Genomic DNA, 22,800 nt, shown 5'->3' with positions numbered 1-22,800 from the left:
TCCGACGAGGAGAACCCTGCGATGCAGTTCCGCGAGCTCGCCGTGCCCGGCGCCTTCGAGATCACCCCGAAGCAGTTCGGCGACCCCCGTGGCGTGTTCCTCGAGTGGTTCAAGGCCCCGGCGTTCGAGGAGGCCGTCGGGCACCCGCTCGACCTCCAGCAGGCCAACTGCTCCGTCTCGAGCGCCGGCGTGGTGCGGGGCATCCACTTCGCCGACGTGCCGCCCGGGCAGGCCAAGTACGTCACGTGCGCCAAGGGCGCAGTGCTCGACGTCGTCGTCGACATCCGCGTCGGCTCTCCGACGTTCGGCCAGTGGGACTCTGTGCTGCTCGACGACGTCGACCGCCGCGCGATCTACCTGGGCGAGGGCCTGGGCCACGCGTTCATGGCGCTCGAGGACGGCTCGACGGTCATGTACCTGTGCTCGACGGGCTACAACCCGTCGGGCGAGCACGGGATCAACCCGCTCGACCCGCAGATCGGGCTCGTGTGGCCCACACAGGACCGCCACGGCAACCCGGTCACGCCGCTGCTGTCCGAGAAGGACACCGCGGCGCCGACCCTGGCCGAGGCCGCCGAGCAGGGGCTCCTGCCCGACTACGAGCAGGTGCTCGCCTACGTCGCGTCGCTGGGGGCCTGACCGCTCGGCGCGGGCCCGGCCGCTCAGCGGGCGGTGCGGGCCGCCTCGTACGCCGCGATGTGCGCCTGCGCCGCGGCAGCCCAGGTGAACTCCGCCGCCCGCTCGACGGCGTGGTGCGCGAGCGCGTCGCGTCGCGCGGGGTCGTCGAGCAGCGCGCGCAGCGCGGCGCCGATCGAGGCGTCGTCGACGCCGCAGTACGCGACGGCGTCCCCGCCGACCTCGGGCAGCGACAGCTCGCGCGTCGTCAGCACGGTGGCTCCGCACGCCATGGCCTCGAGCACGGGCAGCCCGAACCCCTCGCCGAGGCTCGGGTAGGCGAGCACGCGGGCGCCGGCGAGGAAGCCCGGCAGATCGTCGAGCGGCAGATAGCCGGGGCGGCGCACCGTCAGGTGGCCGGGCACGGCGGCGACGGCGCCGTCGATCGCCTCGTCCCAGCCCTTGCCCCCGGCGAGCACCAGCGCGGGCGGGTCCGCGAGTCCCTCACACGCCCGCACCCAGCCGCGGATGAGCGCGGGGACGTTCTTGCGCGGCTCGAGCGTGCCGAGGAACCCGACGTAGGGCGCGTCGCCGACATCGAGCGTCGCCCGCACGCGGGCCGCGTCGGCGTCGGGCACGGCGTGGAAGCGCGCATGGTCGACGCCGTGGTAGGCCACATGGAATCGCGCGGGATCGGCGCCCACGAGCCGCACGACCTCGTCACGCGTGGCCTTGCTGGGCGTGACCAGCGCGGCCGCGCGCCGCGACGCCAGCCGGATCGCGTTGCGGAAGAACACCGCCTTGGAGCGCAGGTGCAGCTCGGGTGTGGTGAAGAAGGTCGCGTCGTGCAGCGTCACGACGACGGGGGCGCGCGTCGCGAGCGGCATCGTGTAGTGCGGGCTGTGAACGACGTCGGGGCGCACCCGGCGGACGAGCGCCGGCAGCGAGGTCTGCTCCCAGGCCATGCGGCGGGCGCGGCTCTCCAGGGCGGCGGGCGCCGTGACGACGTCGGCGTGCGGGGCGAGCGCGGAGAACAGCGCGCCGTCGCGGGCCTGTGCGGCGATCGTCAGGGCGACGCCGGCTCGGTCGAGCTCGGGCACGAGCTCGTCGACGTAGCGGCCCACGCCGCCACGGTCGGCGGGGACGGCGGTGGCGTCGAGCAGGACGTGCACAGGACCTCCGTTCGGTCTCGGGCGAGACGCAAGGCCCGACCCTACCTGGACGGCTGGCGCGGGACGGAGCCAACGCCCGCATAGGCTCTTGCCCGTGACTCACGAGAGCCTGGACGTGACGCTCGTCGCCGAGCAGCTGTGGCAGCCCGTCCCCGGCGGCTCGGGCACCTACATCCGCGAGCTCGCCTCGGCGCTCGTGGCCCGCGGCGACGTCGCGCTGCGCGCCGTGCGTGCGGCCGGGCCGCAGGGCGACGGCCACGGGCTGCCCGCATCAGTTCCGATCGATCAGTCGCGCCTGCCGCGCGCCGCGCTCTACGAGGCGTGGACACGCTGGCGCCTCCCGCGCGTCCCGGGGCCGAGGCCCCAGGTCCTCCACGCGACGACGTGGGCCGTCCCGCCCCGGTCCGCTCCGCTCGTCGTCACGGTGCACGACCTGGCCTTTCGGCGCAGTCCCGAGCATTTCACCCCCCGCGGCGTGGCGTTCTTCGAGCGCGCGCTCACGGCGACGCGCCGTGACGCCGACGCCGTCATCGTGCCGTCGCTCGCCACGCGCGACGACGCCGTCGCGGCCGGCGTCGACCCGTCGCGGCTCCACGTGATCGCCCACGGGGTGAGCGCCGCGCCCGTGGACGAGGCCGCGGCGACGGCGTTCCGGGCGCGTCACGGGATCACCCGGCCCTATGTGCTGTGGTGCGGGGCCATCGAACCCCGCAAGAACCTCGGCGTGCTGCTGGACGCGTTCTCCCGCCTGGTGGAGGAGACCGACCTCGATCTGGTGCTCGTCGGCCCCGACGGCTGGGGCGGCGCCGCCCAGGACCTGAGGGCTCGGCGCGCCGCCCTGCCCGCCGACCGGGTGCACGTCCTGGGCGCGGTCAGTTGGCGCGAACTGCAGGAGGCATACGCCGCGGCGCGCGTCTTCTGCTTCCCGTCGCTGTGGGAGGGCTTCGGCATGCCCGTGCTCGAGGCCCAGGCGCACGGTGTCCCCGTGGTCACCTCGCGCGGGACCTCGATGGCCGAGGTCGTCGGCGGCGGCGCCGTGCTCATCGACCCGCTCGACGCCGACGACGTCGCCGCGGGCATCCAAGTCGCCGTCGGCCCAGCCCACGGGGACCTGGCCGCCGCCGCGCGCGCCAACGCCGCCGCGTACACCTGGGAGCGCTCGGCCGAGCAGCATGTCACCGCCTACCGCGCCGCCCTGAGCCACGCGAGGGCGTCGTGAGCGCGCCGCGCGTGCGCGCGGTCGTCGTCACCTGGAACGGCGCCCACCTGCTGCCCGAGTGCCTCGACTCGCTGCTCGCCCAGGACCTGCCCCCCGGACAGCTCGAGGTGCTGGTGGTGGACAACGCGAGCGCCGACGGCACTGCGGCGCTGCTCGCCGACCGCTACCCCCAGGTCCGTGTGCTCACCCTGCCCCAGAACCGAGGCTTCGCGGGCGGCGTCGCGGCGGGCACGGCGGACGTGCTCGCGGCTCAGGCGGGTGGGGCGCTGCCCGAGTTCGTCGCGCTGCTCAACAACGACGCCCGGTTCGAGCCGGACGCCGTCCGACTCCTGGTCGCGGCCGCGGACGCGGCCGAGGCGGCCGGAGAGCGCGTGGGGGCGGTGACCGCGACGGTGCTACTCGCCGAGCGCGACGACGACGGACGGGTGCTGGTCAACTCGACGGGCAACATCCTCACCGCGTCGGGGGCGGCGGCCGACCGCGACTACCGCGTCCCCCTCGACGAGGCACGTCCCACACGCGAGGTGTTCGGCTTCAACGGCGGCGCGGCGCTTCTGCGGACGTCCGCGCTGCGCGAGGCGGGCGGGTTCGACGCGAGCCTGTTCCTCTACTACGAGGACACCGACCTGTCGTGGAGCATGCGTGAGCACGGCTGGACGATCATCCACGAGCACGCGGCGCGGGCCCACCACCGGCACATGGCGTCGACGGGCGGTGGCGCCAGTCCGGTGTTCCGGTACTACAACACCCGCAACTCCCTGATCGTCGTCACGCGGCACGCCGGAGGGGTCCGCGCGCTGCACAGTCTCGCGCGCCAGAGCGCAGGGGCGCTGACGCGCCTGGTGCGGCGCGATGAGGCCCAGGCCGTCAACCGGGCTCGCTGGCGCGCACTGGGCGCCTATCTTGTCTGGCTGTCGCACGGTCGCCGCCCACGTTCGCCCCAGTGACCGGCAACCGCCGATAGACTCCAGGCGTGACCTCCCCGCCCTCCCAGCGCGTCTTGATCGTGCTCCCAGCCTGGAACGAAGAGGCGGCGATCGCCGCCGTCCTGGACGAGGTCGCGACCGTGCTCCCGTGGGCGGACCTCCTCGTCGTCAACGACGGATCGACGGACGACACGGCCGCCGTCGCCCGCTCGACAGGCCGAGCGACGATCGTCGACCTTCCGCTCAACCTGGGGGTCGGGGGCGCGATGCGCGCGGGGTACAAGTACGCCCACCGGCAGGGCTACGACGTCGCGATCCAGTTGGACGCCGACGGGCAGCACGATCCCGCTGACGTGCCTCGCCTGCTCGCCGCCATGAGGGAGCACAGCGCCGATCTCGTGATCGGCGCCCGGTTCGCGGGGACCGGGTCCTACGAGGTCGGCGGACCGCGTCGCTGGGCGATGCGACTGCTCTCCTGGGTTCTGTCCCGTGTCGTCGGCACGCGCCTGACCGACACCACCTCCGGCTTCAAGGCCTCGGGCCCCGCCGCCATCGAGGTGTTCGCCCAGGACTACCCGGCGGAGTACCTCGGAGACACGGTCGAGGCCTTGGTCATCGCCGCTCGCGCGCACCTGAGGGTGGCGCAGGTCGGCGTCGAGATGCGCGAGCGCGCGGCGGGGGCGCCGTCGCACAACCCGCTCAAGGCGGCCGTGTACCTCGGGCGGGTCATGCTCGCCCTGGTCGTCGCGATGTCCCGTCCGATGAAGCCTCTGCACGAGGAGGCCCGATGAGCCCCGGCTACTGGTTCGCCGTCACGATCTGCGCGATCCTGCTCGTCACGCTGGTGGTGCTGCTGCGACGGCGCCGTCTGAAGGAGAAGTACGCGGCGCTGTGGTTCACCCTGGCGGTCGGAGTCTGCGTGATCGGCGCGATCCCGCCGCTCGCCGGGTGGCTCTCGCGACTGGTCGGCGTCGAGACACCGAGCAACCTGTTGTTCGCCGCGGCGATCTTCGTGCTTCTGCTGGTGTGCATCCAGTTGAGCCTCGAAGTGTCGAGCCTGGAGGAGTCGGCGCGCACCGTGGCCGAGGAGCACGCACTGTTGCGCCAGGAGTGCGAGGAGCTGCGTGACGAAATGCGCGCGCTCGGCCGCGCGGCCCGGGCGGGACCGAACGGTGCCGGCGGCCCCGCCTGAGTCAGTCGCGGCCGGGCTGCCCCGCGGTCAGGCCCGCAAGCAGCGCCTCATACTCTCGGGCGCGCTCCGGCCAGGTCCACTGTGCGAAGCGCTCGGCGGCGAACGGCGCGCTCGGCTGTGCCAGCTCGGCCAACACCGCCTCGCACAGCGCGGCCTTGTCGCCACGGGGCACGATCGTCACGGGAGCGCCGTCCTCGACAAGCGCCTCGCCGCTCTGCGACCCGGCGTAGGTGACCACGCGCCCCCCGGCCGCGACGGCCTCCATGACGGTGGTCTGAAAGCCCTCGGCCAGCAGGGTCGGGTTGACGAGCACCGCTGACCGCAACGCCTCATAGACCTCGGCGTGCGAGACGCCTCCCCGCACATCGACGACATCGGCGAGGGCGAGCCGGGCGACCTCGGCGCGAGCCTGCTCCAACTCAGGCCCGTCACCCAGCATGACCGCGTCGAAGGCGACACCTCGACGGCGCAACTCACCCGCGACCTCAAGGAAGGTATCCCAGCCCTTGCCGCCGACCATGCGCCCGAGGAAGACGATGCGCTCGGGGTGCGGCCCTCCCGACGCGCCCGCGCTCAGCCGCACTGCGTTCTGGAAGAGGACCGCCCGCCGCCCGGCGAGCCGGTCCACGAACGCAGTGGCCCCTCGTGAGATCCCGAGCACGAGCGACGCCCTTCTCAGCGCCCACCGCCCGAGCGTCCCGTCAACCACCCGACTGGCCACGTGCACGAGCGTGGACTCGGAGACGACGTGACCGCTTCCATGCTCTGTCAGAACGGAGGGGACCCCGAGGCGTCGTGCCAGCAGGACGCCGAACCACGTGGGCGGGAAGAACCGCGTATGCACCGAGATCGCGTCAGGACGCCATGCCTTGACCTCCTCGCGCAGCCGACGCAGTGCCGGCGCGGTGGGCAAACCGAGCACGTCGCCCACCCGCACGATCTCGGCGTAACGGCAGACCTCAACACCGTTCTCACGCCGCATCGGCCGCGAGCGCGGCGCGAGCGTGAAGACCCCGACCGTGTGGCCGAGGCTCGCGAGCTCTTCGGCAAGGTCGGCGATGTGACGCTCAAGCCCTCCGATGGCGGGCGGGTAGCTGCTCACCATGAACGCGATCCTCATGCCCTGCCCGCTCCCAGTCCGACGACGTCGGCGACAAGGTTACGGGTCGAGCGCAGGTCCGCCCGAACCGTCGGCGAGACGACCGAGCACATGAGCACGACGACAGCCATCGCCCCGGCGCCCGCGAGGCCCTGCACCACCGCTGGCGCGTCCGCCAGCAGGCGTGTGGTCGCCCTCGTGGCGGCGAACACGAGCGGCGGCGCCATCAGGCTCGGCATCGCCGCACGCACATAGGACAAGTCGCCGATCCCGAGCGCGCGAGGCACGAAGGCGAGGTACGCGATCGCGCGCAGCGCCGCGGTGGCCAGGAACATCCACGCGACGAACTCGACGCCGACCTGAGCACCGACGAGCACGGCGAGGATGAACAGCACCCGGACCGGCGTGTCGATCCGCAACTGCAGTCTCGCGAGCCCTCGGCCGACCAAGGGCCAGTAGAGGACAAAGGCGACTCCTTGGAAGAAGCTGCCGACCGCCCAGATGGACAAGAGCCGCGGCGTGAGTTCGAGCCAGTTCCCGCCGAGGAGGATCGTCACGACGGGGACGGCGAGCCCACCGACCGCCATCACCAGGACTCCGACGCTGAAGACGTAGGCCGCGCGCGCCGTGTGCAGCGCCCTGACGAACGCCTCGTCGCCCTCGGCCTTCGACATCGCCGGCACGACGACGCGCGTCAGCGAGTCACCGAGGGCGAGGTGGACGATATTGCCGATGTTGCTCGCCTGCGAGAACGCGCCCACGGCTGCGGCGGGTTGGGTGCGCCCGAGCGCGAGCGGCGCGAGCGCGTTCGACAGCGACTCGATGAGGAGCGGCAGGCCGAGCGCGCCGCCGGTCGTCACAAGCGAGCGGACTCCCGAGCCGCGTCTGGGCCGCTGCGGCACCCGTCGTGCGGCGAGCGCCGAGAGCGCGAGCAGGAAGGCCGCCCAGGCGATCTGCTGGATGACCAGCGGCCAGGGGCCGCGGATGAAGATGGCCACCACAAGCGTCACCACGACGCCGAGCACTGGGGCGACGACCTCGGCGAGGCCGAGCGCCTGATACCGGCCCGCGCGAATCAAGGCGACGCGGTACTGGGCCGAGGCGCCGCCCAAGAGGAACACGGTCGCGACGGCGACGAGGTACGTGGTCAGGCTGGGGTTGTGCATGAGCGCGGCGATGGGTGACGCCAGCGCCATGACGGCGACCATGAGCACTCCACCGAGCGCCGTGTTGACCCAGAACAGGCCCGACCACTGGCGGTGGCTGAGTTCGGGCGCGCGGATCGCGGAGAGCGTCAAGCCGAGATCGCTGAAGACGCTGCCGATGACGACGACGGCGCTGACCAGTGCGTAGACGCCGAAGTCCGCCGGGGTCAGGATGCGCGAGAGCACCGCGACGGCGCCGAACTGGATGATGTAGCGGGCGACCTGCGAGACCAGCATGACGCGCGCGTTCGCGCCGAGGCTGGGCTGCGCGGGCTGCTCACTCACGATATCCAGGTTTCCAGAACCATCGGTAGTAGGAGTGGTTGACCCGCTGGCCCTGCGGCGGAAGCTCCATATAGTCGCCGTACTGGCGGCGCAGGTACGTGTCGTGATCGACAAGCTTGCGCAGGGTGCGGCCCTCGAAAAGCACGTCCTCATACTGCGCGTAAAGGCTGCGGGGAACCACGACAGGGACGGTCAACATGCCGAGGAACCCGCACTCCGTCGTCTGCTCGGTGTTGAAGCGTTGCATCAGCAGGTCGGCGTCGGCCGCCAGACGTCGCCACTGGCCCCGGTGGCGCAGGTGCGCGGGCAGCCACAGCACCAGTTTGGCGAGCCGGTAGGCCATCCGGGAGGCGCTCGAGTAGTCGACGCCGTGATCGTTCGACGCCGCGAGGTGGGTTGACGCCTTGATGATGCTCTGGTGAAACCGCTGGCGCTCGTCAGCGTCGTCGGGGACGGCGTCGACGGGGAAGATGTCGACGAAGACGCCGGTGCCACGGTTCATCATGTCGAGTCTGCTGGTGAACTCGGTGCGGTTGTCGTACACCTTGGCGAACGGCAGATATGTCGGGCGCGCGCTGCGGTGCAGCAGCGAGAGGTGTTCGGGCAGTTCGGTCGCCAGCAGCGCGATGAGGCGCTCGTACCCGTCGCGCGTCAACTCGATGTCGATGTCGTCGTCCCACGGGATGTATCCGCCGTGCCGGATCGCGCCGAGCAGCGTGCCGAACGCGATCGTGTACTCGATGCCGTGCTCGCGGCAGATGCGGTCGATCGTCTCCAGGATGTCGACCTGAATCGCGCGAAGCTCGTCCTCGCCGACCAGGCGCCGGTCAGGCATGGGTCGGCACTCCGATGAACGTGCGGATGGTGTCGAGCCCGGTCGATGTGGCTCGGTACCACGCGCAGACGCCCCCGCCGTCCTCGGCCACTCGAGACTCCTCGAGAAGGCCGTTCATCATCGCGGTGAGCAGCGCCTGCTCGACGTAGGCGACGCGAAGCGACCGGTCTCGGCCGTAGACGGGCGCGAGAGCCTCGACGATCTCGGCGGCGCTCGCCTCGGGGCGTAGGGCGAACTGCTGAAGCACGGCGGCATTGAGTGGGAGCCTCATGCGACGCCTCCGGGGACTCGGGCACGAGCGGCGCGCAGCCACTCAAGCGGGTTGGTGGCCACAAGCAGGATGCCGACGCTCATCAGGACGGCGCCAACCCAGGCGATGGGCGCGATGCCCCACCCCGCCATGCCGAACGAGACACCGAGCAGCAGCCAGCAGAACAGCGGGCCCCAGAAGGAGTACGTGCCATTGCACGCCATTCCAAGCGCCGTGCCGCACATTCCATTGCCTCGATACCACAGACCGAAGGCGTAGAGCGCGAAGAGCCCCGAGACGGCGACGACGAGCAGCGTCATCGGGCTGGAGAGCGTCAGCCCGATCATCTCGGTCGCTGTGCCGAGCTCTCCGCCGATCAGCGCGACGGCTGGCAAGACGATGAAGAGCGTGATCAGGCCGCTCGTCCACTGACGGATCGTGATGGCGATCTCATAGTCGACGACGGCCGTGCCCATACCCGCGACCGCGCCCTCGACTGCCCAGGCGAGGGCCGCGACGAAGGCGAGCACAAGGCCCAGGATGACGTCGCTGCCCGGAGCGGAGCCCGCCGAGTACGCGATCAGACACGTCGCACCCAAGCAGACCGCGATGCCGACGATCATGATCGGCCGCAGCGGCTGCTTGAACAGGATGCGGGACAGGATCGCGCCGAACGCGGGACACAGCGCCGTGATCGGGATGATCGCCGCACCGCCGAGTTGGAGCGCGAGGATGTACGCGACGGTCCCGATCGGGCCGCCGATGATCGCGCAGGCCATCAGCACACGGCCGGGCCTCGTCCGCGCGACTCGCAGCGTGTCGCGGAACTTACCGCGCGCGCCGCCGATGACCAGCGCCCACACACCGCTCAGCAGGTCGTTGAGGCCGGCGGCCAGGATGCCGAGCAGGTAGACGGCCGCGAATGCGCTGACCGCAGCGCCCGCCGCCCAGTCACTCCACCCACCGGTCGCCATCGCGAGCGAGATGAAGGCGGAGTAGAGCCCGTAGAAGACGCCCGAGACGACGGCGACCGTGATTCCGCGGCTTCTATACCGGCGGATCTGCTGGGCTCGCAGCGTGGTGGCGAGCAATGTAGTCATCGAAAGTGCCCTCACTCGTGATGATCCGGTAGTAGGCCGTGAAGTACTGCAGCATCTGCTCGGGATACTCCCCGAAAGTCTCGCCGCGGGCCGCTTTGAAGTAGGCCCACAGGCTCCACAGCAGGCCCGCGAGCGCGACGTGCAGGTAGACGCGCAATGCCTCTTCGACCGTGGCGGACCGGCCGAGGTAGTGCTCGAGCGCACGGTCGATGTGCGCACGGTCATACAGGGCATAGATGGAGAACATCGCGACGTCGATCAGGGGGTCGGCCGCACCGCTGTACTCCCAGTCGATGACGCGCATCTCGCCGCTTGGCAGCGTCAGGATGTTGGCGAAGACGTAGTCGATGTGGCACAGCACCTCAGGCACACCGAGGCCGACCCGTACCCCGTCGAGCCGAGCGGCCTGGCGCATGTACGGCTTGAGCTCGCGAGCCTTGTCGAGGTCGTCCTGCTCCAGGAGGTCGAAATACGCGGCGAGGCGCTCGCGGATGTCGAAGCGGTGCGGCGTGGTGACCTGCGCGTCGTGGAACTCTCGCAGCAGGCGCATGGAGCGCGCGACCTGGTCGTCGTTGAACGGGTCGACGATCGCCGAGCCCTCGTAGAACCGGGAGACCTTGACCCCACTCGCGGCGTCGAAATGGACGATCTCGTCGGAGATCCCGAGTTCGGCGACCGCCTCGTAGCTGCGCTTCTCGTCCTGACGGCTGATGAGCTCGTCAGTCCCGGCGCCGGGCCGGCGGTAGACGTAGTCGACGCCATCGACCGCGAAGACGAAGCTGGTGTTCGTCATGCCGGTCTTGATCGGCTTGAAGCCGGTGATCTCGTGCTGCGGCACTCCGAAGATGGTGGAGATGGTCGTCAGGCACGGATCGTCGATGTCGAAGAGGTAGGACCGGTCGAACTGGCGCAACTCCTCGACGGTCTCGAACTCATGCACGACGCGACGCGACGCGTGCTCCGCGTAGATGGGCGGCAGACTGCCCAGCTCACGGCGCAGCACGTCCTCCCAGTAGAAGTCGTCCGACCCGTCCCGGTGGTAGTAGTCGACGACGAGCGGCGCGAAGTCCTGGGCAAGCTCTGGCGTGAGGTACGCGGGGCCAGCAAGGAACCACCCACCGGCGCCGCCGATGTGGATGTCGGTGATCCGACCGTCCGACGCGGTGTCGACGATCCACTCCGGCGTCGGGTCGTCGGTGTGCTCGCACCACATCCAACTGTGCGTCTCCCACGGCCGGAAGATGTTCTCGTCCATCCAGTTGTCGGCGACGAGCAGGTACGTGCCGCCCAACTGATCGGCCGCCCGGAAGAGGCTCGCGAGGTTGTTCTTGTCCTGAAACTCCGGGTTGTGGACCGTGATGACGCCCGGGCGCCCGGAGAGGTATTCGAGCGAGTCGGCCAGGTACCCCGTGACGACGACGACGTTCTCGACCCCGCGCGCGTGCAGTTGCCGGATCTGCCGCTCGATCATCGGCTCCCCCCGGACGGGAGTCAGGCCCTTGTGCCTCTCAAACGTCAAGGGAAGCAGCCGCGACCCGGTGCCCGCCGCAAGGATGATCGCGTTGCGAACCCGGTACGGCTCCAAGAAGGAGAATCCAGCAGGCGACAACTGCACATAGTCGTCGACTTGGACGAGCAACCCCGCCCCAACGGCGTCGGCAACCCGCGCGCGCACCTGCGAACGGTCCCACCCCAGCAGGACGGCGAGCTTTCGCTGCGACGCCGTCCTCGTCCGGCGCTCGCCGACGGCCCGCAGCAGCAGGACCGCGGGGTCGACACCCGCGTCAGGGCCTGCGAGGGGACGTCTGTCGAGATTCACGGGTGAACGCTACCTGAATGGCTGGTGAACACTCACCAGTGGCCGACGGCGCCACCACCCACTTGCCGTTGATGATCGCCCCGCCGGGGCGGCGTCGCGCCCGCCACTACGATGTGCGCATGAGTGCCCTGAGGCGACTGACGCGCGCCCGAAACCACGCGTCCACGCCTCTGCGCGCTGCCGCGCTCGTCCTCGGCGCCCTCCTCGTGGTCGTCGCATGGGCGACCGCCTCCCCGCCGGGAAGTTCACCCGATGAAGACTTTCACCTCACATCGATCTGGTGTCCGACACCTCTGGGGCGCGCGTGCGAGACCAAGATCGGCCCGGACGGCTACACCGCCGTCCAGGCGCCGCAGATGGTGATCTCCTCGGCGGTCTGCACGGCGTTCCACCCCGAGAACTCGGGCGCCTGTGTCAAGACGCTGACGACGGACCCGACGTGGTCGAACCGCCTCGATGACGGCCAGTACCCGGGCGGCTTCTACGACGTCATGCACGTGTTCGTCGGCGACGACGTCGCCAGATCCGTCACCATCATGCGCGTGGTCAACGGCCTGCTCGCCATCGTGCTCTTCGCGGCCGTCACCATGCTCTCCCCGCCCGAGGGGCGCCGCGCGCTGGTCTACGGCCATCTCACCGTGGCGGTCCCGATGGCCGTCTACCTGATCGCCTCCGTCAACCCCTCCAGCTGGGCGATCACCGGGGTCGCGGTCGCGTGGGCCGCGCTGCACGGGTACCTCACGCAGCCGGAGCGTCGGCGCCGCGTGGGCCTCGCGGCGCTCGCGGTGGGCGCCGCCGTCGTCGCGGCCACCGCTCGCGCCGACGCCGGCGCCTTCCTCGGCGTGATCGCCGTCGGCGCCGTGGCGCTGCACTTCACGGCGGTGCGCGGCCGCCTGCGCCTGGCGGCGCTCCCGACGGCCGTCGCCGTCATCGGCGCCGCGGGATTCGCGTCCGCGAGCCAAGCCGGGGCGGTGACCAGCGGCATGGGCGGCTACGCGCAGCTCGGCGACCGCGCGCTGCTCATCTCCAACATCAAGGGACTGCCGCAGCTGCTGCTCGGCTCGCAGATGGACCCCCTCAACTGGGTGGACACCCCGGTGCCCGCGATCACCTGGGTCCCGATCGTGCTGGTCATCGCGGCGCTCGCGTTCCTCGGGCTGCGGGTCACCGACGTCCCCAAACGCGTCGCGCTGCTGGGTCTCGTCGGCGTCTACGCCGCGCTCCCCCTGCTGCTCCTGCAGCTGTCGGGCGCGCATGTCGGCACGGAGGTGCAAGCGCGCTACCTCACCCCCCTGCTCCCGGCGATCATGACCGCCGCCCTCTGGGACCCGGTGCGACGCGGCATCCCGCGTCTGAGCCGGCCCCAGACCGTGCTCGCCTACGCGGCGATGGTCGTCGGCCACAGCGCCGTGCTGCACACCCAGATCCGGCGCTACGTCACCGGGCTCGACGTGGGTGGCGTCAATCTCAACGACGCCGTCGAGTGGTGGGGGTCGCCCGTCTCACCCGTGGCCACTTGGATTCTGGGCAGCTTCGGCTTCGCCGCGCTCGCGGTCGCCCTCTTCCTGGTGGCACGCCCCGAGAGGTCCGAGCCCGCCACCGTGGCCGCTCACGCGTAGAGCTCGCGTATCTGGGCGGTATAGCGCGCGAGGTCGCAGTACGGCGCGACGATCTCGGCGCACGCCGCCTGGAGCTCGCAGTATCTGTCGGGGTCCTGGAGCTCGACGAGGCGCGCGGCGTACTCCTCGACGGTGCGACAGATGAACTCCGGATGGGCCGCGAACATATCGCCGAGACCGCCCGCACCGCTGTTGAGCACGGGAACCCCGAGGGCGAGCGCCTCGATCGCCGCGAGGCCGAGGCCCTCGTAGGTCGAGGGCATGAGCGCGATCCTCGCGGCGCGGACGAACGGGTACGGGTTGGACTGGAACCCTTCGAGCCTCACGCCACCGTCCAGGCCGAGCGCGCGGATCTCACGCTCGCACGCGGCCCTGAGATCACCGTCACCGACGAGTCGCGCGGTCAGCTCCGGGACTGCCCGGCGCGCCCCGGCCACGGCCCTGATGACCGTCTGCGGCCGCTTGACCTCGGTCAGGCGACCGAGGAAGACGACATCACGCCGCTCGACGTCGCGTTCGGCGGCGAGCCGTCGGACCCGCTCGCTGTCGACCACGTTCGCCACGACCCGCGCCCTGTCGCGGACCAGCCCGGCGAACACCGTTCCGCGCGTCGCCTCCGCGGAGACGAACACCACCCGGTGGAACCTCCTGGCCACGCTGGCGAACGCGAGGGAGAGCGGGTTCCAGCTCTTGACGAACCGCGGGTTCGAATGGATGTGGGCGATGATCTCGCCCGCGAACCCCGCGAGCACGGCGACCATGCTCGCTTTGAAGTCGTGCGCGTGCACGACGTCGAAGCGGTGTGCGCGCAGCACGGACCGCACCTGGTGCGGCGTCAGGCCCGCCAACGGAAGGAACGCGAGCCCGCGCGAGGTGAGCACCTCGCGGATGGGGCCGTCGGGCGAGCAGTAGACCATCTCGACCTCTGAGCCGCGGAACTGCTCCATCATCGTCACGATCACGTTCTCGGCGCCGGAGAACTGGTTGGTCCCCAGCAGGTGCAGAACCCGTCGCGGCGCCGCCGCCCTGGTGTCACGCACGCGAGGTCCCTTCGAGTCGTCGCCGACGCACCACCGTCTGGAGTGCGGCGCCGAACACCGCGCACTGCACCGCGAAGAGCGCCACGTACAGCCAACTCGCGCCGAGCAGCCCTCCGTGCCGGACCCAGGCGCCGCCGGTGAGCCCGACCGCGGCGGCCGCGACCACACCCACCGTGAACCAGCCCTGCCGACGCACGATCGTCAGCACCGTCGAGTACAGGCCGCCCCATGCGGACAGCCCTCCGGCGAGCAGCAGAACGACCAACTCGGTCCGATACGGGCCGAAGTCCCATCCGGTGATGGCGTTGAGCACCGGGACGCCCAGCAGGAGCCCGGCCGCGGTCGTGACCACGGTGACGCCTCCGATCAGCATCGAGAGCCGCCGCGTCCAGGACACGAAGGTCCGCAGGTCTCCCGTGGTCCACTGCACCGCCATCCTCGTAATGACGGGGTTGTAGATCACCATGCTGAGCAGCGTGATCAGGAACGGCGCAAGCGACAGCCAGGAGAAGAACCCCTGCGCCTCCAGGTCGAGCGCGGCGTTGATCGCGTAGCGCGGCGCGTTCGCCACGTAGATGGACACGAAGGTCGCGACGAACAGCGGCGCGCACGCGCTCAGCAGCCGCCACAGTCGCGCTGAGGTCAGGGCGCGCTCCTGCGGCGTAAGGGGCCGCACGAACGCCTGGGGCAGCATGACCGCGAGCAGCACGACGGACACCACGACGCCGAGCCCGATCGCCAGGGGCATGTCGTGCGTTGCCTGGAGGGCCAGCATGATCACGATGGTGGACGCGATCGACCGGTACGCCGAGACCTTCGAGCCGATGTCGAGGCGGCCCATCTGCTGGAAGTAGCCGAGATAGACATCCTCGAGCGAGTCGACCGCCCGCAGCGCGAGGACGAGCAGGACCAGCGCCATCGTGTCTGCCGACCCAGGGTCGCGCACGATGCTCCAGGCGGCGAAGCCGAGGCCGGCGAGGATCATCGCCGCGGTGGTGACCACACGCGAGCCGAGGTACTCGCCGAAGGTGAACCGGAACTCGACGTCCGACGCCTGGTACCGCCTCATCCCGTAGATCCCGATCCCCCAGAACAGGTAGGCCTGGGCGACGGCGTAGGCGAACTGCCCGGTCTCGCTCGCCCCGAGTGTTCGGGTGATGACGAACGAGATGGCTGTCGGCTGGAACGTGAACCACACTCCGACGATGGTGTTCCAGAGGAAACCCGCTCGATCCGGGTTGTCTGTCTGGGTGAGAAGTCGCCGAAGCATCGCCGCCGATCCTAGTGGCCGCGAACGCGCGTCGAGCCACGGCCGCCGAAGGCGCGCACGACGCGTCCGCGAAGGCGCCTTCCAGGCCAATCGGGGCCGATCTGGCGCGGTTCGACCGCCTCCGTCGCGAACGCTCGCTTAGGGTGAGGCCACATCGGTGAGGAGTGTGTCATGAAACGTCCCGTTATCGTCGCAGCGGTCGTGGCCGTCGGCGTGCTCGCGGCCGGCGCGGTCGGCTACGCGATCACGCTCGACCGGCCCGGCCCAAGCCCCGAACCGGATGCCGCGGGGTCGTCCTCCGCCCCGCCCCGCGACACACCGTCCGACGCCCCGTCAGCGTCGGGCGCCGCCTCGGCGCCCTCGGGCACGCCGTCGGACGCCGCGCCAACGCCGTCGCCCGCAGCGGCGCCCACGCCCGACGTCGCGCCTGCGTCCGCACCGCCACCGCACGAGGCGTCTCCACAGCCGAGCGCCGATGTCACCCTCAGCTACCTCGCGTGGTCGCCGCAGGCTCAGCACGTCGAGGCGTCGGGCTTCTCGATCCCGCTCGACGGCGGGGGCACCTGCGCGCTGACGTTGACGAAGGAGGGCAGCCCGTCGGTCACCGTCGAGACGCCGTCCATCCCCGACGTCACCTCGACGGTGTGCGGCGGCCTCACGGTCCCCGGTGAGCGCCTGTCGTCAGGGACCTGGTCGGCTGTGCTCCACTACGAGTCCGCGACGCATAGCGGCAAATCGTCCTCGGTGGCGGTGACGGTCCCATGACTTCGACAGCAAGGCGCGCCCTTCCCGCGGCGCTCGCGACGACGCTGTCCGCCGCGCTGCTGCTCGTGACCGCCGTGCTCTCGACCGGCACGGCGACCGCGGCGCCCATCACCGACTTCGACCCGGGCTACATCATCAGCGACGCCGTGATGTACGACTCGCGCAGCATGAGCGCGGCCCAGGTCGCGCAGTTCATCGCCACCCAGGGGGCGAACTGCAGGCCGTCCGCGGGCAACACCTGCCTCAAGGACTACCGCGAGACGACACCGACACGGCCGGCGAGCGCGTTGTGCGCGAGCGCCTACACCGGTGCGAGCGGCGAGAGCGCGGCCACCATCATCAGCAAGGTGGGTGCCGCCTGCGGCATCAATCCGCAGGTGCTGCTCGTGACGCTCCAGAAGGAGCAGGGCCTCGTCACGGCGACGACGGGCAAGCCCGCGTCGACCTACGCCCGGGCGCTTGGGTTCGGCTGCCCCGACAACGCGGGCGGGGTGTGCGACGGTCAGTACGCCGGCTTCGCGAACCAGGTGTACTCCGCGGCCCAGCAGCTCCAGCGCTACGCCGCCAACCCCAACGCCTACGCCCACCGCCCGGGCGCGGTGAACAACATCCGCTACAGCCCCAACGCCTCGTGCGGGACGTCGCCCGTCTACATCCAGAACCAAGCGACGGCGTCGCTCTACAACTACACGCCCTACCAGCCCAACGCCGCCGCGCTAGCGGCCGGCACCGGGACGGGAGACGCCTGCTCGTCCTACGGGAACCGCAACTTCCACACCTTCTTCAAGCAGTGGTTCGGCTCGCCGACGGGCAACCGGACTCCGTTCGGAAACCTGGACCTGGTCCAGGCGACGACGCCGGGGACGATCTACGTGGGCGGCTGGGCGATCGACCCTGACGTCAGCTCGATCCCGGTCCACGTGTACATCGATGGCGCGATCGCCGGGCAGCTCATGACCTCGAGCGCCCGTCCGGACGTCGCCGCGATCTACGGCAACGCCCGGGCTGGCTATGGCGGCACCTTCACCGTCACAGCCGGCCAGCACAACGTGTGCGCCTACGCCATCAACAGCCCCGCCGGCCTCAACGCGTTGCTCGGGTGCTCGACGGTCACGGTCACCAACCGCACGCCGCTCGGGGTCCTCGACGTCGTGACGGCCGGACCTGGCGCCATCACGGTCGGCGGTTGGGCCTTCGACCCCGACACGACGTCGCCGATCCCCGTGCACATCTATGTCGACGGGAAGATCACGCAGGGTGTCGTCGCGGACGGAGCGCGCCAGGACGTCGCGAACGCCTTTGGGGGGATGGGCGCGACCTCCGGGTTCATGACCACCTTCGGCGCGAGCGACGGGACGCACCGCGTCTGCGCCTACGCGATCAACGTCCCCGCCGGGCTCAACGTCGAGACCGGGTGCCGGACGGTCACGGTCCGCAACGCGACTCCGATCGGCGTGCTCGACATCGTCGACGCCGCCAGCCCGCAGAACGTCCGGGTGGCCGGCTGGGCGTACGACGCGGACTCCACCGCCCCGATCGGCGTGCGGGTCCGGGTCGACGGCGCCGTCGTCCACACCGCGACCGCGGACGCGTCGCGTCCCGACGTCGGCAAGGCGCTCGGCGTCCGGGACGCGACCGGGTTCGACACCACCGTCGCCCTGACGGCCGGGAGTCGGCAGATCTGCGTCGACGCCCTCGACGCGCCCACCGGAGCCGCGACTGCGGTGGGATGCCGCACCGTGACCGTCCCGAACACCCCGCCGACGGGGGCCATCACCGACGCGGCAGCGGACGTGAGCGGAACCGCGCCCGCGCGCCTGGTCGCGTCCGGGTGGGCGTGGGACTACGACGTCACGACTCCCGTGACCGTGCGTCTTGCGGTCGACGGCGTCGCCGTCGGCCAGGCCAAGGCGTCCGCGACCGTGTCCCCGATCCCCGCGGGCGCCGGCCGCGCGACCGTGGGCTGGTCACTGACCACCCAGACGTCGCCGGGCACACGTCAGGTCTGCGCGACCGCCGTCGACTCCCCGACGGGTGTGACGGCGTCCCTCGGCTGCGCCTCGGTCGACGTGCCCAACCGCGGCCCGTTCGGATCCCTTGACGTCGTGAGCCTCTCGACGTCGAACGGGTCGAGCAGCCTGCAGGTCGCCGGGTGGGCGATCGACCCGGACACCAGCGCCTTCGTCGCGGTCGACGTCTACGTGGGCGGCGTCTACGCGGGCTCCGGGGTCGCCAACCGATCCCGGCCCGATGTCGAGGCGGCGATCGGCCTCGGCGCCAACCGCGGCTTCGACATCACCGTCCCCGTGACCTCTGGCGCCAAGGACGTCCGCGTGTACTTCATCAACTCCCCGAACGACGGCGTCCACCCCAGCATCGGCTGGCCGTCCACCATCGCCGTCCCGTGATCTGGTGACGGACCGGCGCGGATCCATCCTCCGTCGTTCGCGCCGTGAGGTGGATCCGCGCCGGTATCCTGCGGGGATGAGCCCCCTGCGCCACCGCACGCCCGGAGACACCGACGCGCGTCGCCGATCGCGACTGCGGACGGCCGCATGGTCGGCCCTGCTGGTGGTGGGCGCGCTCCTCGCCGTGGTCGCCTGGGCGACGGCGTCGCCCCCCGGATCGTCGCCCGACGAGGACTTCCACCTCACGTCGATCTGGTGCCCGATGCCGATCGACGGATCCTGCGAGACCCGCGTGGGGGAGGAGGGAGAGACCCAGGTCGCCGCACCACACGTGGTCGTCTCCGCGGCGCTCTGCACGGCCTTCCAGCCCGACAACTCGGGCGCCTGCGTGGACGGGCTCGGCAACGACAAGGTCTGGGCGAGCCGCCTCAACGACGGCCTCTACCCCGGCGGCTTCTACGACGTCATGCACTGGTTCGTCGGCCCCGACGTGCCCCAGTCCGTGACGAACATGCGGATCGCGAACGGACTGGTGGCGATCGCCCTGTTCACCGCCGTCGCCGTGCTCTCACCGCCCGCGTCGCGGCGCGTGCTCGCCTACGGCTTTCTGACCGTGTCCGTCCCGCTGGGCGTCTACTTGATCGCCTCCATCAACCCCTCGAGCTGGGCCGTCACGGGGGTCGCCGTCGCGTGGGCCGGCATGCACGGGTTCATGACCCAGCCGGATCGGCGCCGACGCTACGGCCTGGCGGCGGTCGCGCTGCTCGCGGCCGTCCTGACCGCCACGGCGCGGGCCGACGCCGGCGCCTACCTCGGAGTCGTCGCGGCGGGAGTGGTTGCGCTCCACATCCGGACGGTCCGCGCGCGGGTGCGGACAGGGATCCTGCCCCTCCTCGTCACGGCCATCGGCGTCGTCGGCTTTCTCTCGGCGAGCCAGACCGGCGCGCTGACGGGCATGTACGGCACGCAAGGGCCCGGCGACGGCGACTTGTTCTTCGCCAATCTCTTCGCCCTGCCGTCACTCCTGCTCGGCGCCCAGACCGAGAGCCTCAACTGGCTCGACACCCCGGTGCCGCCGATCGCCTGGGTCCCCCTGGTCCTGGTCGCCGGAGCGCTCGCGTTCCGCGGGATGCGCGTCGTCGACGTCCCCAAGGGCGTTGCCTTGCTCGGCATGGTCGGCGTGTACGTCGCGCTGCCGCTGCTCGTGCTCCAGCTCTCCGGCACCCCGGTCGGGCTGGAGGTGCAGGCCCGGTACGTCGCTCCCCTCGTCCCCGCGATCATGGCCACCACGCTGTGGACGCCATGTCGCGGGGGGATGCCTCGCCTGGGCACGGGCCAGAGCGCCCTCGTCTACGCCAGCCTCGTCGGCGCCCACGCGGTGATCCTCCACATCCAGATCCGCCGGTTCGTCACGGGCCTCGACGTGGGCGGGCTCAACCTCAACTCGGCGGTCGAGTGGTGGGGATCCCCGGTCAGCCCGATGGCCACCTGGTTCCTGGGCAGCCTCGGGTTCGCGGTGCTCGCGCTCGTGCTCTTCCGAGTCCAGCGCGCAGACCCGAGCGACGAGCGGCCCGAGCTCACGGGCGAGCCCCTCGCGGCGGTCAGCCCAGCCCTGACGCCCGCCGCGTAGTCAGTCGCCGCGCTCCGACTTGCGGCGCGCCTCGAGCGACTGGCCCTCCTCCCGCCGGAAGGCCATGAGCTTGCCCCGCCACCGGCTGTAGCGGTAGAGCGGCGCGGTCACGGTGAACTTGAGCCTCTGCTTCGCCGTGTACGTGCGGTCACGCCACGTGAACAGGATGTCGCGCGCCACGCCGCCCGTGAGCTCGCGAAGCAGCTCGCGCACCGGCGGACGCCCCAGCACCACGCCGACCTTCTCCAGTCCGGCGAACTCGTCGAGAATCCGTCGGCGGTAGTCCCGGAGCGCGATGTCGTTGGAGTGCACCACCCGCGCGGGGTCCGCGTACACCTTGAGGTAGCCCGCCTCGATGAGGTCGGCGCCGAACGCCTGGTCCTCGGCGTACGGCACGTCCCGGTAGGGAACGTCACCGAGCAGTACCGAACGGCGCGCGGCCGAGCAGACATCCGAGTAGTAGCGCGCGCGCCCCTGCTCCAGCGAGCTCGCGTCATACACCGTGTGCGCGCCGTCGACGCCCTGTGCGGCGAACACGAGCCCGATGTCCCGCTTCTGCAGGGGGAAGCACCACCTGCGTGGAACCTGGCGTCCCAGGACGCCCGCGACCCTGTCGCTGAGGGAGAATCCGTCGACCATCCGCGCCAGCCAGGTGGGGTCCGCGGGGACGGCGTCCTGGCTGAGGTACACGACGAACTCGCCGTCCGCCATCTCGGCCGCGCGCTGCCGCGTCCCACCGTGCGAGAACTCGGCGTTGGGAATCTGGTGGAGCCGGAAGGTGTCGTAGGCGGCGGCGAACCGCTCTAGGATCGCGACGGAGCCGTCCGACGAGCCCGAGTCGATGACGAGGACGTTCCAGGAGAACGGCGCCTGCTGGGCCATCACGGCGGTGAGCGTCTCCACCAGGTGGTCGTGCTCACCGTTGTAGGTCGGGATGACGACGGTGGCCGTCACCGCCGCCGTCACGGCGTCCTCACTCATCGTCCGTCCCACCGGTCGTCACCTCGCGCAGGATGATCCGCTCGACCTTCTCCAGGCTCGCCTGCCAGTCGCGGTCGTGCACGGACCGGGAGACCTCCCGCGCGTGCTCGTCGATGTCATCGCGCTCGACGACCTGGCACAGGGCCTCGGCGAGCTCTGTCGGGAACGCGCGGGCGTAGACGATGCCGTCGATGTCGCCCAAGATCTCGTGGTTGTTGGCACCGGAGTCGATCACGGTGACGCACCCCGCCGCAGCGAGCTCGAGCGGCAGCAGCGACGCGTTCGTCAGCGAGATCACGAGGCACGCGGTGGCCTCGCGGTAGAGCGGCCCGAGCTCGTCGAGCGTCAGGGTGCCGAGGTCGGTGTGCTCGAACGGGAGGTCGTAGTCGCGAAGATCCTGGCCGACCGTGACGATCTCGTACTCGGGATGCCGCTTCGCGAAGATCGACAGCGCGATGACGCCGAGCTCGAACCCGCGCCGCTCGGTGAACGGACGCGCATAGAAGAGCACCCGCCTCCGCTTGCGCAGGGCGGCGAGGTCGCGGGGCCGGTACAGCTCGGCGTCGGCGCCGAACTCGTAGTGGTCGCACGGCATGCCGAACGGCTTGACCTGGCTCTCGATCCACCTTCCGGCTGCGATGCCGTAGAACCCGAAGCGGTAGGTCTCCTCGGCGAGGACGGAACGCGAGCCCCTGGGGAAGAAGTAGGGCTCGAAGTCCTGGATGAAGTAGAACTTGTGGGCCGGGACGTCGAGCGAACGCAGCCCGTACGCGGTCTCCCAGCTCGAGGCGAAGATGACGTCCTGCGACCCCAGGTCCTCCAGCCGGCGCACCGGCGCGTCGATGCCGTAGGAGTGCTTGAGGATGTCGTGCGCCTGCGACGGCGACTGCGGCACGGTGTTCGTCTCGTAGACGGCGAAGCTCACGCTGTGGCCCTTGCTCTGCAAGTGCTTGGCGAACCGCACGATGTTGATGTGTCCGCCGCCTCCGGGACCAATGGGCGGCGAGAGCCACGTGATGCGCAGCGCGGTCTTGGCGACCTTGGCGGGCGGCGTGTAGGCGGGCAGCTCGGCGATGGCGGTGATGTCGCAGATCCGCGGCATCTGCGGCAGGCGGTCCATGTCGACGAGCGCACGGGGCGCCTCCGCCGCGACCTGCGCGCGGCCGGGGCGCACCAGGCGCATCACCCTGCGCGCCACCCCCCGCGGTCCTTCGCGACGCGCGACTCGTGCGGCCTTCGACAGAAGGCTCTCGCTGGCTCGGCCTTGTGGTGTGCGCACGAACGGTCCTTTCGCCCGCCGCCGGCCGTCGGCCGCGGGTTGCGGTTGTCGATAAGTCCGGCGCGGGGGGTCTGCGCGCCGAGGTGGTAGT

Annotated in this window: 20 protein-coding genes; 9 read left to right on the top strand and 11 right to left on the bottom strand. The window is 71.0% G+C overall.

The window, feature by feature from the left end; all coding sequences use genetic code 11:
- Positions 1 to 21: 21 nt before the first annotated feature.
- Positions 22 to 639, top strand: coding sequence for a dTDP-4-dehydrorhamnose 3,5-epimerase family protein (locus EV386_RS01065; RefSeq protein ID WP_130411542.1), 618 nt, complete (start codon positions 22 to 24; stop codon positions 637 to 639).
- 23 nt (positions 640 to 662) lie between these two features.
- Here the strand turns inward: EV386_RS01065 and EV386_RS01060 are convergent, their stop codons facing one another.
- Positions 663 to 1,787, bottom strand: coding sequence for a glycosyltransferase family 4 protein (locus tag EV386_RS01060; RefSeq protein ID WP_130411541.1), 1,125 nt, complete (start codon positions 1,785 to 1,787; stop codon positions 663 to 665).
- A gap of 94 nt (positions 1,788 to 1,881) precedes the next feature.
- Here EV386_RS01060 and EV386_RS01055 point away from each other — a divergent pair, with 94 nt between their 5' ends.
- From EV386_RS01055 to EV386_RS01040, 4 genes are read left to right on the top strand one after another with little or no spacing between them, the layout of a single operon-like run.
- On the top strand, positions 1,882 to 3,006 hold the full coding sequence (locus EV386_RS01055; protein ID WP_242607771.1) for a glycosyltransferase family 4 protein: 1,125 nt from the start codon (positions 1,882 to 1,884) through the stop codon (positions 3,004 to 3,006).
- Positions 3,003 to 3,953 (top strand): glycosyltransferase family 2 protein, encoded by a 951-nt coding sequence (locus EV386_RS01050; RefSeq protein WP_165399798.1) that lies wholly within the window; start codon positions 3,003 to 3,005, stop codon positions 3,951 to 3,953. Before EV386_RS01055 ends, EV386_RS01050 begins: the two co-directional genes overlap by 4 nt.
- Before the next feature lie 26 nt (positions 3,954 to 3,979).
- Positions 3,980 to 4,723, top strand: a complete 744-nt coding sequence (locus EV386_RS01045; protein ID WP_130411538.1) for a glycosyltransferase family 2 protein — start codon at positions 3,980 to 3,982, stop codon at positions 4,721 to 4,723.
- Positions 4,720 to 5,124, top strand: coding sequence for a DUF2304 domain-containing protein (locus tag EV386_RS01040; RefSeq protein WP_130411536.1), 405 nt, complete (start codon positions 4,720 to 4,722; stop codon positions 5,122 to 5,124). Before EV386_RS01045 ends, EV386_RS01040 begins: the two co-directional genes overlap by 4 nt.
- Before the next feature lies 1 nt (position 5,125).
- On the opposite strand, the gene EV386_RS01035 is transcribed toward EV386_RS01040, so the two are convergent.
- From EV386_RS01035 to EV386_RS01010, 6 genes are read right to left on the bottom strand one after another with little or no spacing between them, the layout of a single operon-like run.
- Positions 5,126 to 6,229 (bottom strand): glycosyltransferase family 4 protein, encoded by a 1,104-nt coding sequence (locus EV386_RS01035; protein ID WP_207216440.1) that lies wholly within the window; start codon positions 6,227 to 6,229, stop codon positions 5,126 to 5,128.
- Positions 6,230 to 6,240: 11 nt separating this feature from the next.
- Positions 6,241 to 7,713 (bottom strand): oligosaccharide flippase family protein, encoded by a 1,473-nt coding sequence (locus tag EV386_RS01030; RefSeq protein WP_130411532.1) that lies wholly within the window; start codon positions 7,711 to 7,713, stop codon positions 6,241 to 6,243.
- Positions 7,706 to 8,548 (bottom strand): LicD family protein, encoded by an 843-nt coding sequence (locus tag EV386_RS01025; RefSeq protein ID WP_130411531.1) that lies wholly within the window; start codon positions 8,546 to 8,548, stop codon positions 7,706 to 7,708. The genes EV386_RS01030 and EV386_RS01025 overlap by 8 nt, the downstream gene beginning before the upstream one ends.
- Positions 8,541 to 8,819, bottom strand: a complete 279-nt coding sequence (locus EV386_RS01020; protein WP_130411529.1) for a hypothetical protein — start codon at positions 8,817 to 8,819, stop codon at positions 8,541 to 8,543. The genes EV386_RS01025 and EV386_RS01020 overlap by 8 nt, the downstream gene beginning before the upstream one ends.
- The gene (locus tag EV386_RS01015) at positions 8,816 to 9,898 is read right to left on the bottom strand and encodes a DMT family transporter (RefSeq protein WP_130411527.1); all 1,083 of its coding nucleotides are present in this window, start codon (positions 9,896 to 9,898) and stop codon (positions 8,816 to 8,818) included. Before EV386_RS01015 ends, EV386_RS01020 begins: the two co-directional genes overlap by 4 nt.
- A complete protein-coding gene (locus EV386_RS01010) occupies positions 9,846 to 11,717 on the bottom strand; it encodes an NTP transferase domain-containing protein (RefSeq protein WP_130411525.1) in 1,872 nt (623 codons plus the stop codon). The genes EV386_RS01015 and EV386_RS01010 overlap by 53 nt, the downstream gene beginning before the upstream one ends.
- A 119-nt stretch (positions 11,718 to 11,836) precedes the next feature.
- On the opposite strand from EV386_RS01010, the gene EV386_RS01005 reads away from it, so the two are divergent.
- The gene (locus EV386_RS01005) at positions 11,837 to 13,336 is read left to right on the top strand and encodes a DUF2142 domain-containing protein (RefSeq protein WP_165399797.1); all 1,500 of its coding nucleotides are present in this window, start codon (positions 11,837 to 11,839) and stop codon (positions 13,334 to 13,336) included.
- Here the strand turns inward: EV386_RS01005 and EV386_RS01000 are convergent.
- Together EV386_RS01000 and EV386_RS00995 are read right to left on the bottom strand one after the other, a co-directional pair.
- Positions 13,327 to 14,376, bottom strand: a complete 1,050-nt coding sequence (locus EV386_RS01000) for a glycosyltransferase (protein WP_130411521.1) — start codon at positions 14,374 to 14,376, stop codon at positions 13,327 to 13,329. The two genes, EV386_RS01005 and EV386_RS01000, sit on opposite strands and share 10 nt — an antisense overlap.
- A complete protein-coding gene (locus EV386_RS00995) occupies positions 14,369 to 15,574 on the bottom strand; it encodes a lipopolysaccharide biosynthesis protein (RefSeq protein WP_130411519.1) in 1,206 nt (401 codons plus the stop codon). Before EV386_RS00995 ends, EV386_RS01000 begins: the two co-directional genes overlap by 8 nt.
- Positions 15,575 to 15,817: 243 nt before the next feature.
- Between EV386_RS00995 and EV386_RS00990 the strand changes: the two genes are divergently transcribed.
- From EV386_RS00990 to EV386_RS00980, 3 genes are all read left to right on the top strand, one after another.
- Positions 15,818 to 16,411: a hypothetical protein gene (locus tag EV386_RS00990; RefSeq protein WP_130411517.1), complete on the top strand. Its 594-nt coding sequence runs from the start codon at positions 15,818 to 15,820 to the stop codon at positions 16,409 to 16,411.
- The gene (locus tag EV386_RS00985) at positions 16,408 to 18,819 is read left to right on the top strand and encodes a hypothetical protein (RefSeq protein WP_130411515.1); all 2,412 of its coding nucleotides are present in this window, start codon (positions 16,408 to 16,410) and stop codon (positions 18,817 to 18,819) included. Before EV386_RS00990 ends, EV386_RS00985 begins: the two co-directional genes overlap by 4 nt.
- Before the next feature lie 76 nt (positions 18,820 to 18,895).
- Positions 18,896 to 20,449, top strand: coding sequence for a DUF2142 domain-containing protein (locus EV386_RS00980; RefSeq protein ID WP_130411513.1), 1,554 nt, complete (start codon positions 18,896 to 18,898; stop codon positions 20,447 to 20,449).
- Here EV386_RS00980 and EV386_RS00975 read toward each other — a convergent pair whose 3' ends face one another.
- Positions 20,450 to 21,430, bottom strand: a complete 981-nt coding sequence (locus tag EV386_RS00975) for a glycosyltransferase family A protein (protein ID WP_130411511.1) — start codon at positions 21,428 to 21,430, stop codon at positions 20,450 to 20,452.
- The gene (locus tag EV386_RS00970) at positions 21,423 to 22,628 is read right to left on the bottom strand and encodes a rhamnosyltransferase WsaF family glycosyltransferase (protein WP_130411509.1); all 1,206 of its coding nucleotides are present in this window, start codon (positions 22,626 to 22,628) and stop codon (positions 21,423 to 21,425) included. Before EV386_RS00970 ends, EV386_RS00975 begins: the two co-directional genes overlap by 8 nt.
- Positions 22,629 to 22,800 lie beyond the last annotated feature (172 nt).

It is taken from the genome of Xylanimonas ulmi, assembly GCF_004216535.1.
Taxonomy (GTDB): Bacteria; Actinomycetota; Actinomycetes; order Actinomycetales; family Cellulomonadaceae; genus Xylanimonas; species Xylanimonas ulmi.
Note: the sequence above shows the minus strand (reverse complement) of the source record. Positions and strands in the feature narration are given on the sequence as shown.

Bases quoted from the DNA above. Each gene is read 5' to 3' on its own strand.
- EV386_RS00990 (WP_130411517.1), top strand. From the start codon at position 15,818: ATGAAACGTCCCGTTATCGTCGCAGCGGTCGTGGCCGTCGGCGTGCTC.
- EV386_RS01040 (WP_130411536.1), top strand. From the start codon at position 4,720: ATGAGCCCCGGCTACTGGTTCGCCGTCACGATCTGCGCGATCCTGCTC.
- EV386_RS00980 (WP_130411513.1), top strand. From the start codon at position 18,896: ATGAGCCCCCTGCGCCACCGCACGCCCGGAGACACCGACGCGCGTCGC.
- EV386_RS01015 (WP_130411527.1), bottom strand. From the start codon at position 9,898: ATGACTACATTGCTCGCCACCACGCTGCGAGCCCAGCAGATCCGCCGG.
- EV386_RS01025 (WP_130411531.1), bottom strand. From the start codon at position 8,548: ATGCCTGACCGGCGCCTGGTCGGCGAGGACGAGCTTCGCGCGATTCAG.
- EV386_RS01065 (WP_130411542.1), top strand. From the start codon at position 22: ATGCAGTTCCGCGAGCTCGCCGTGCCCGGCGCCTTCGAGATCACCCCG.
- EV386_RS00985 (WP_130411515.1), top strand. From the start codon at position 16,408: ATGACTTCGACAGCAAGGCGCGCCCTTCCCGCGGCGCTCGCGACGACG.
- EV386_RS01020 (WP_130411529.1), bottom strand. From the start codon at position 8,819: ATGAGGCTCCCACTCAATGCCGCCGTGCTTCAGCAGTTCGCCCTACGC.
- EV386_RS01005 (WP_165399797.1), top strand. From the start codon at position 11,837: ATGAGTGCCCTGAGGCGACTGACGCGCGCCCGAAACCACGCGTCCACG.
- EV386_RS01035 (WP_207216440.1), bottom strand. From the start codon at position 6,229: ATGGTGAGCAGCTACCCGCCCGCCATCGGAGGGCTTGAGCGTCACATC.
- EV386_RS00975 (WP_130411511.1), bottom strand. From the start codon at position 21,430: ATGAGTGAGGACGCCGTGACGGCGGCGGTGACGGCCACCGTCGTCATC.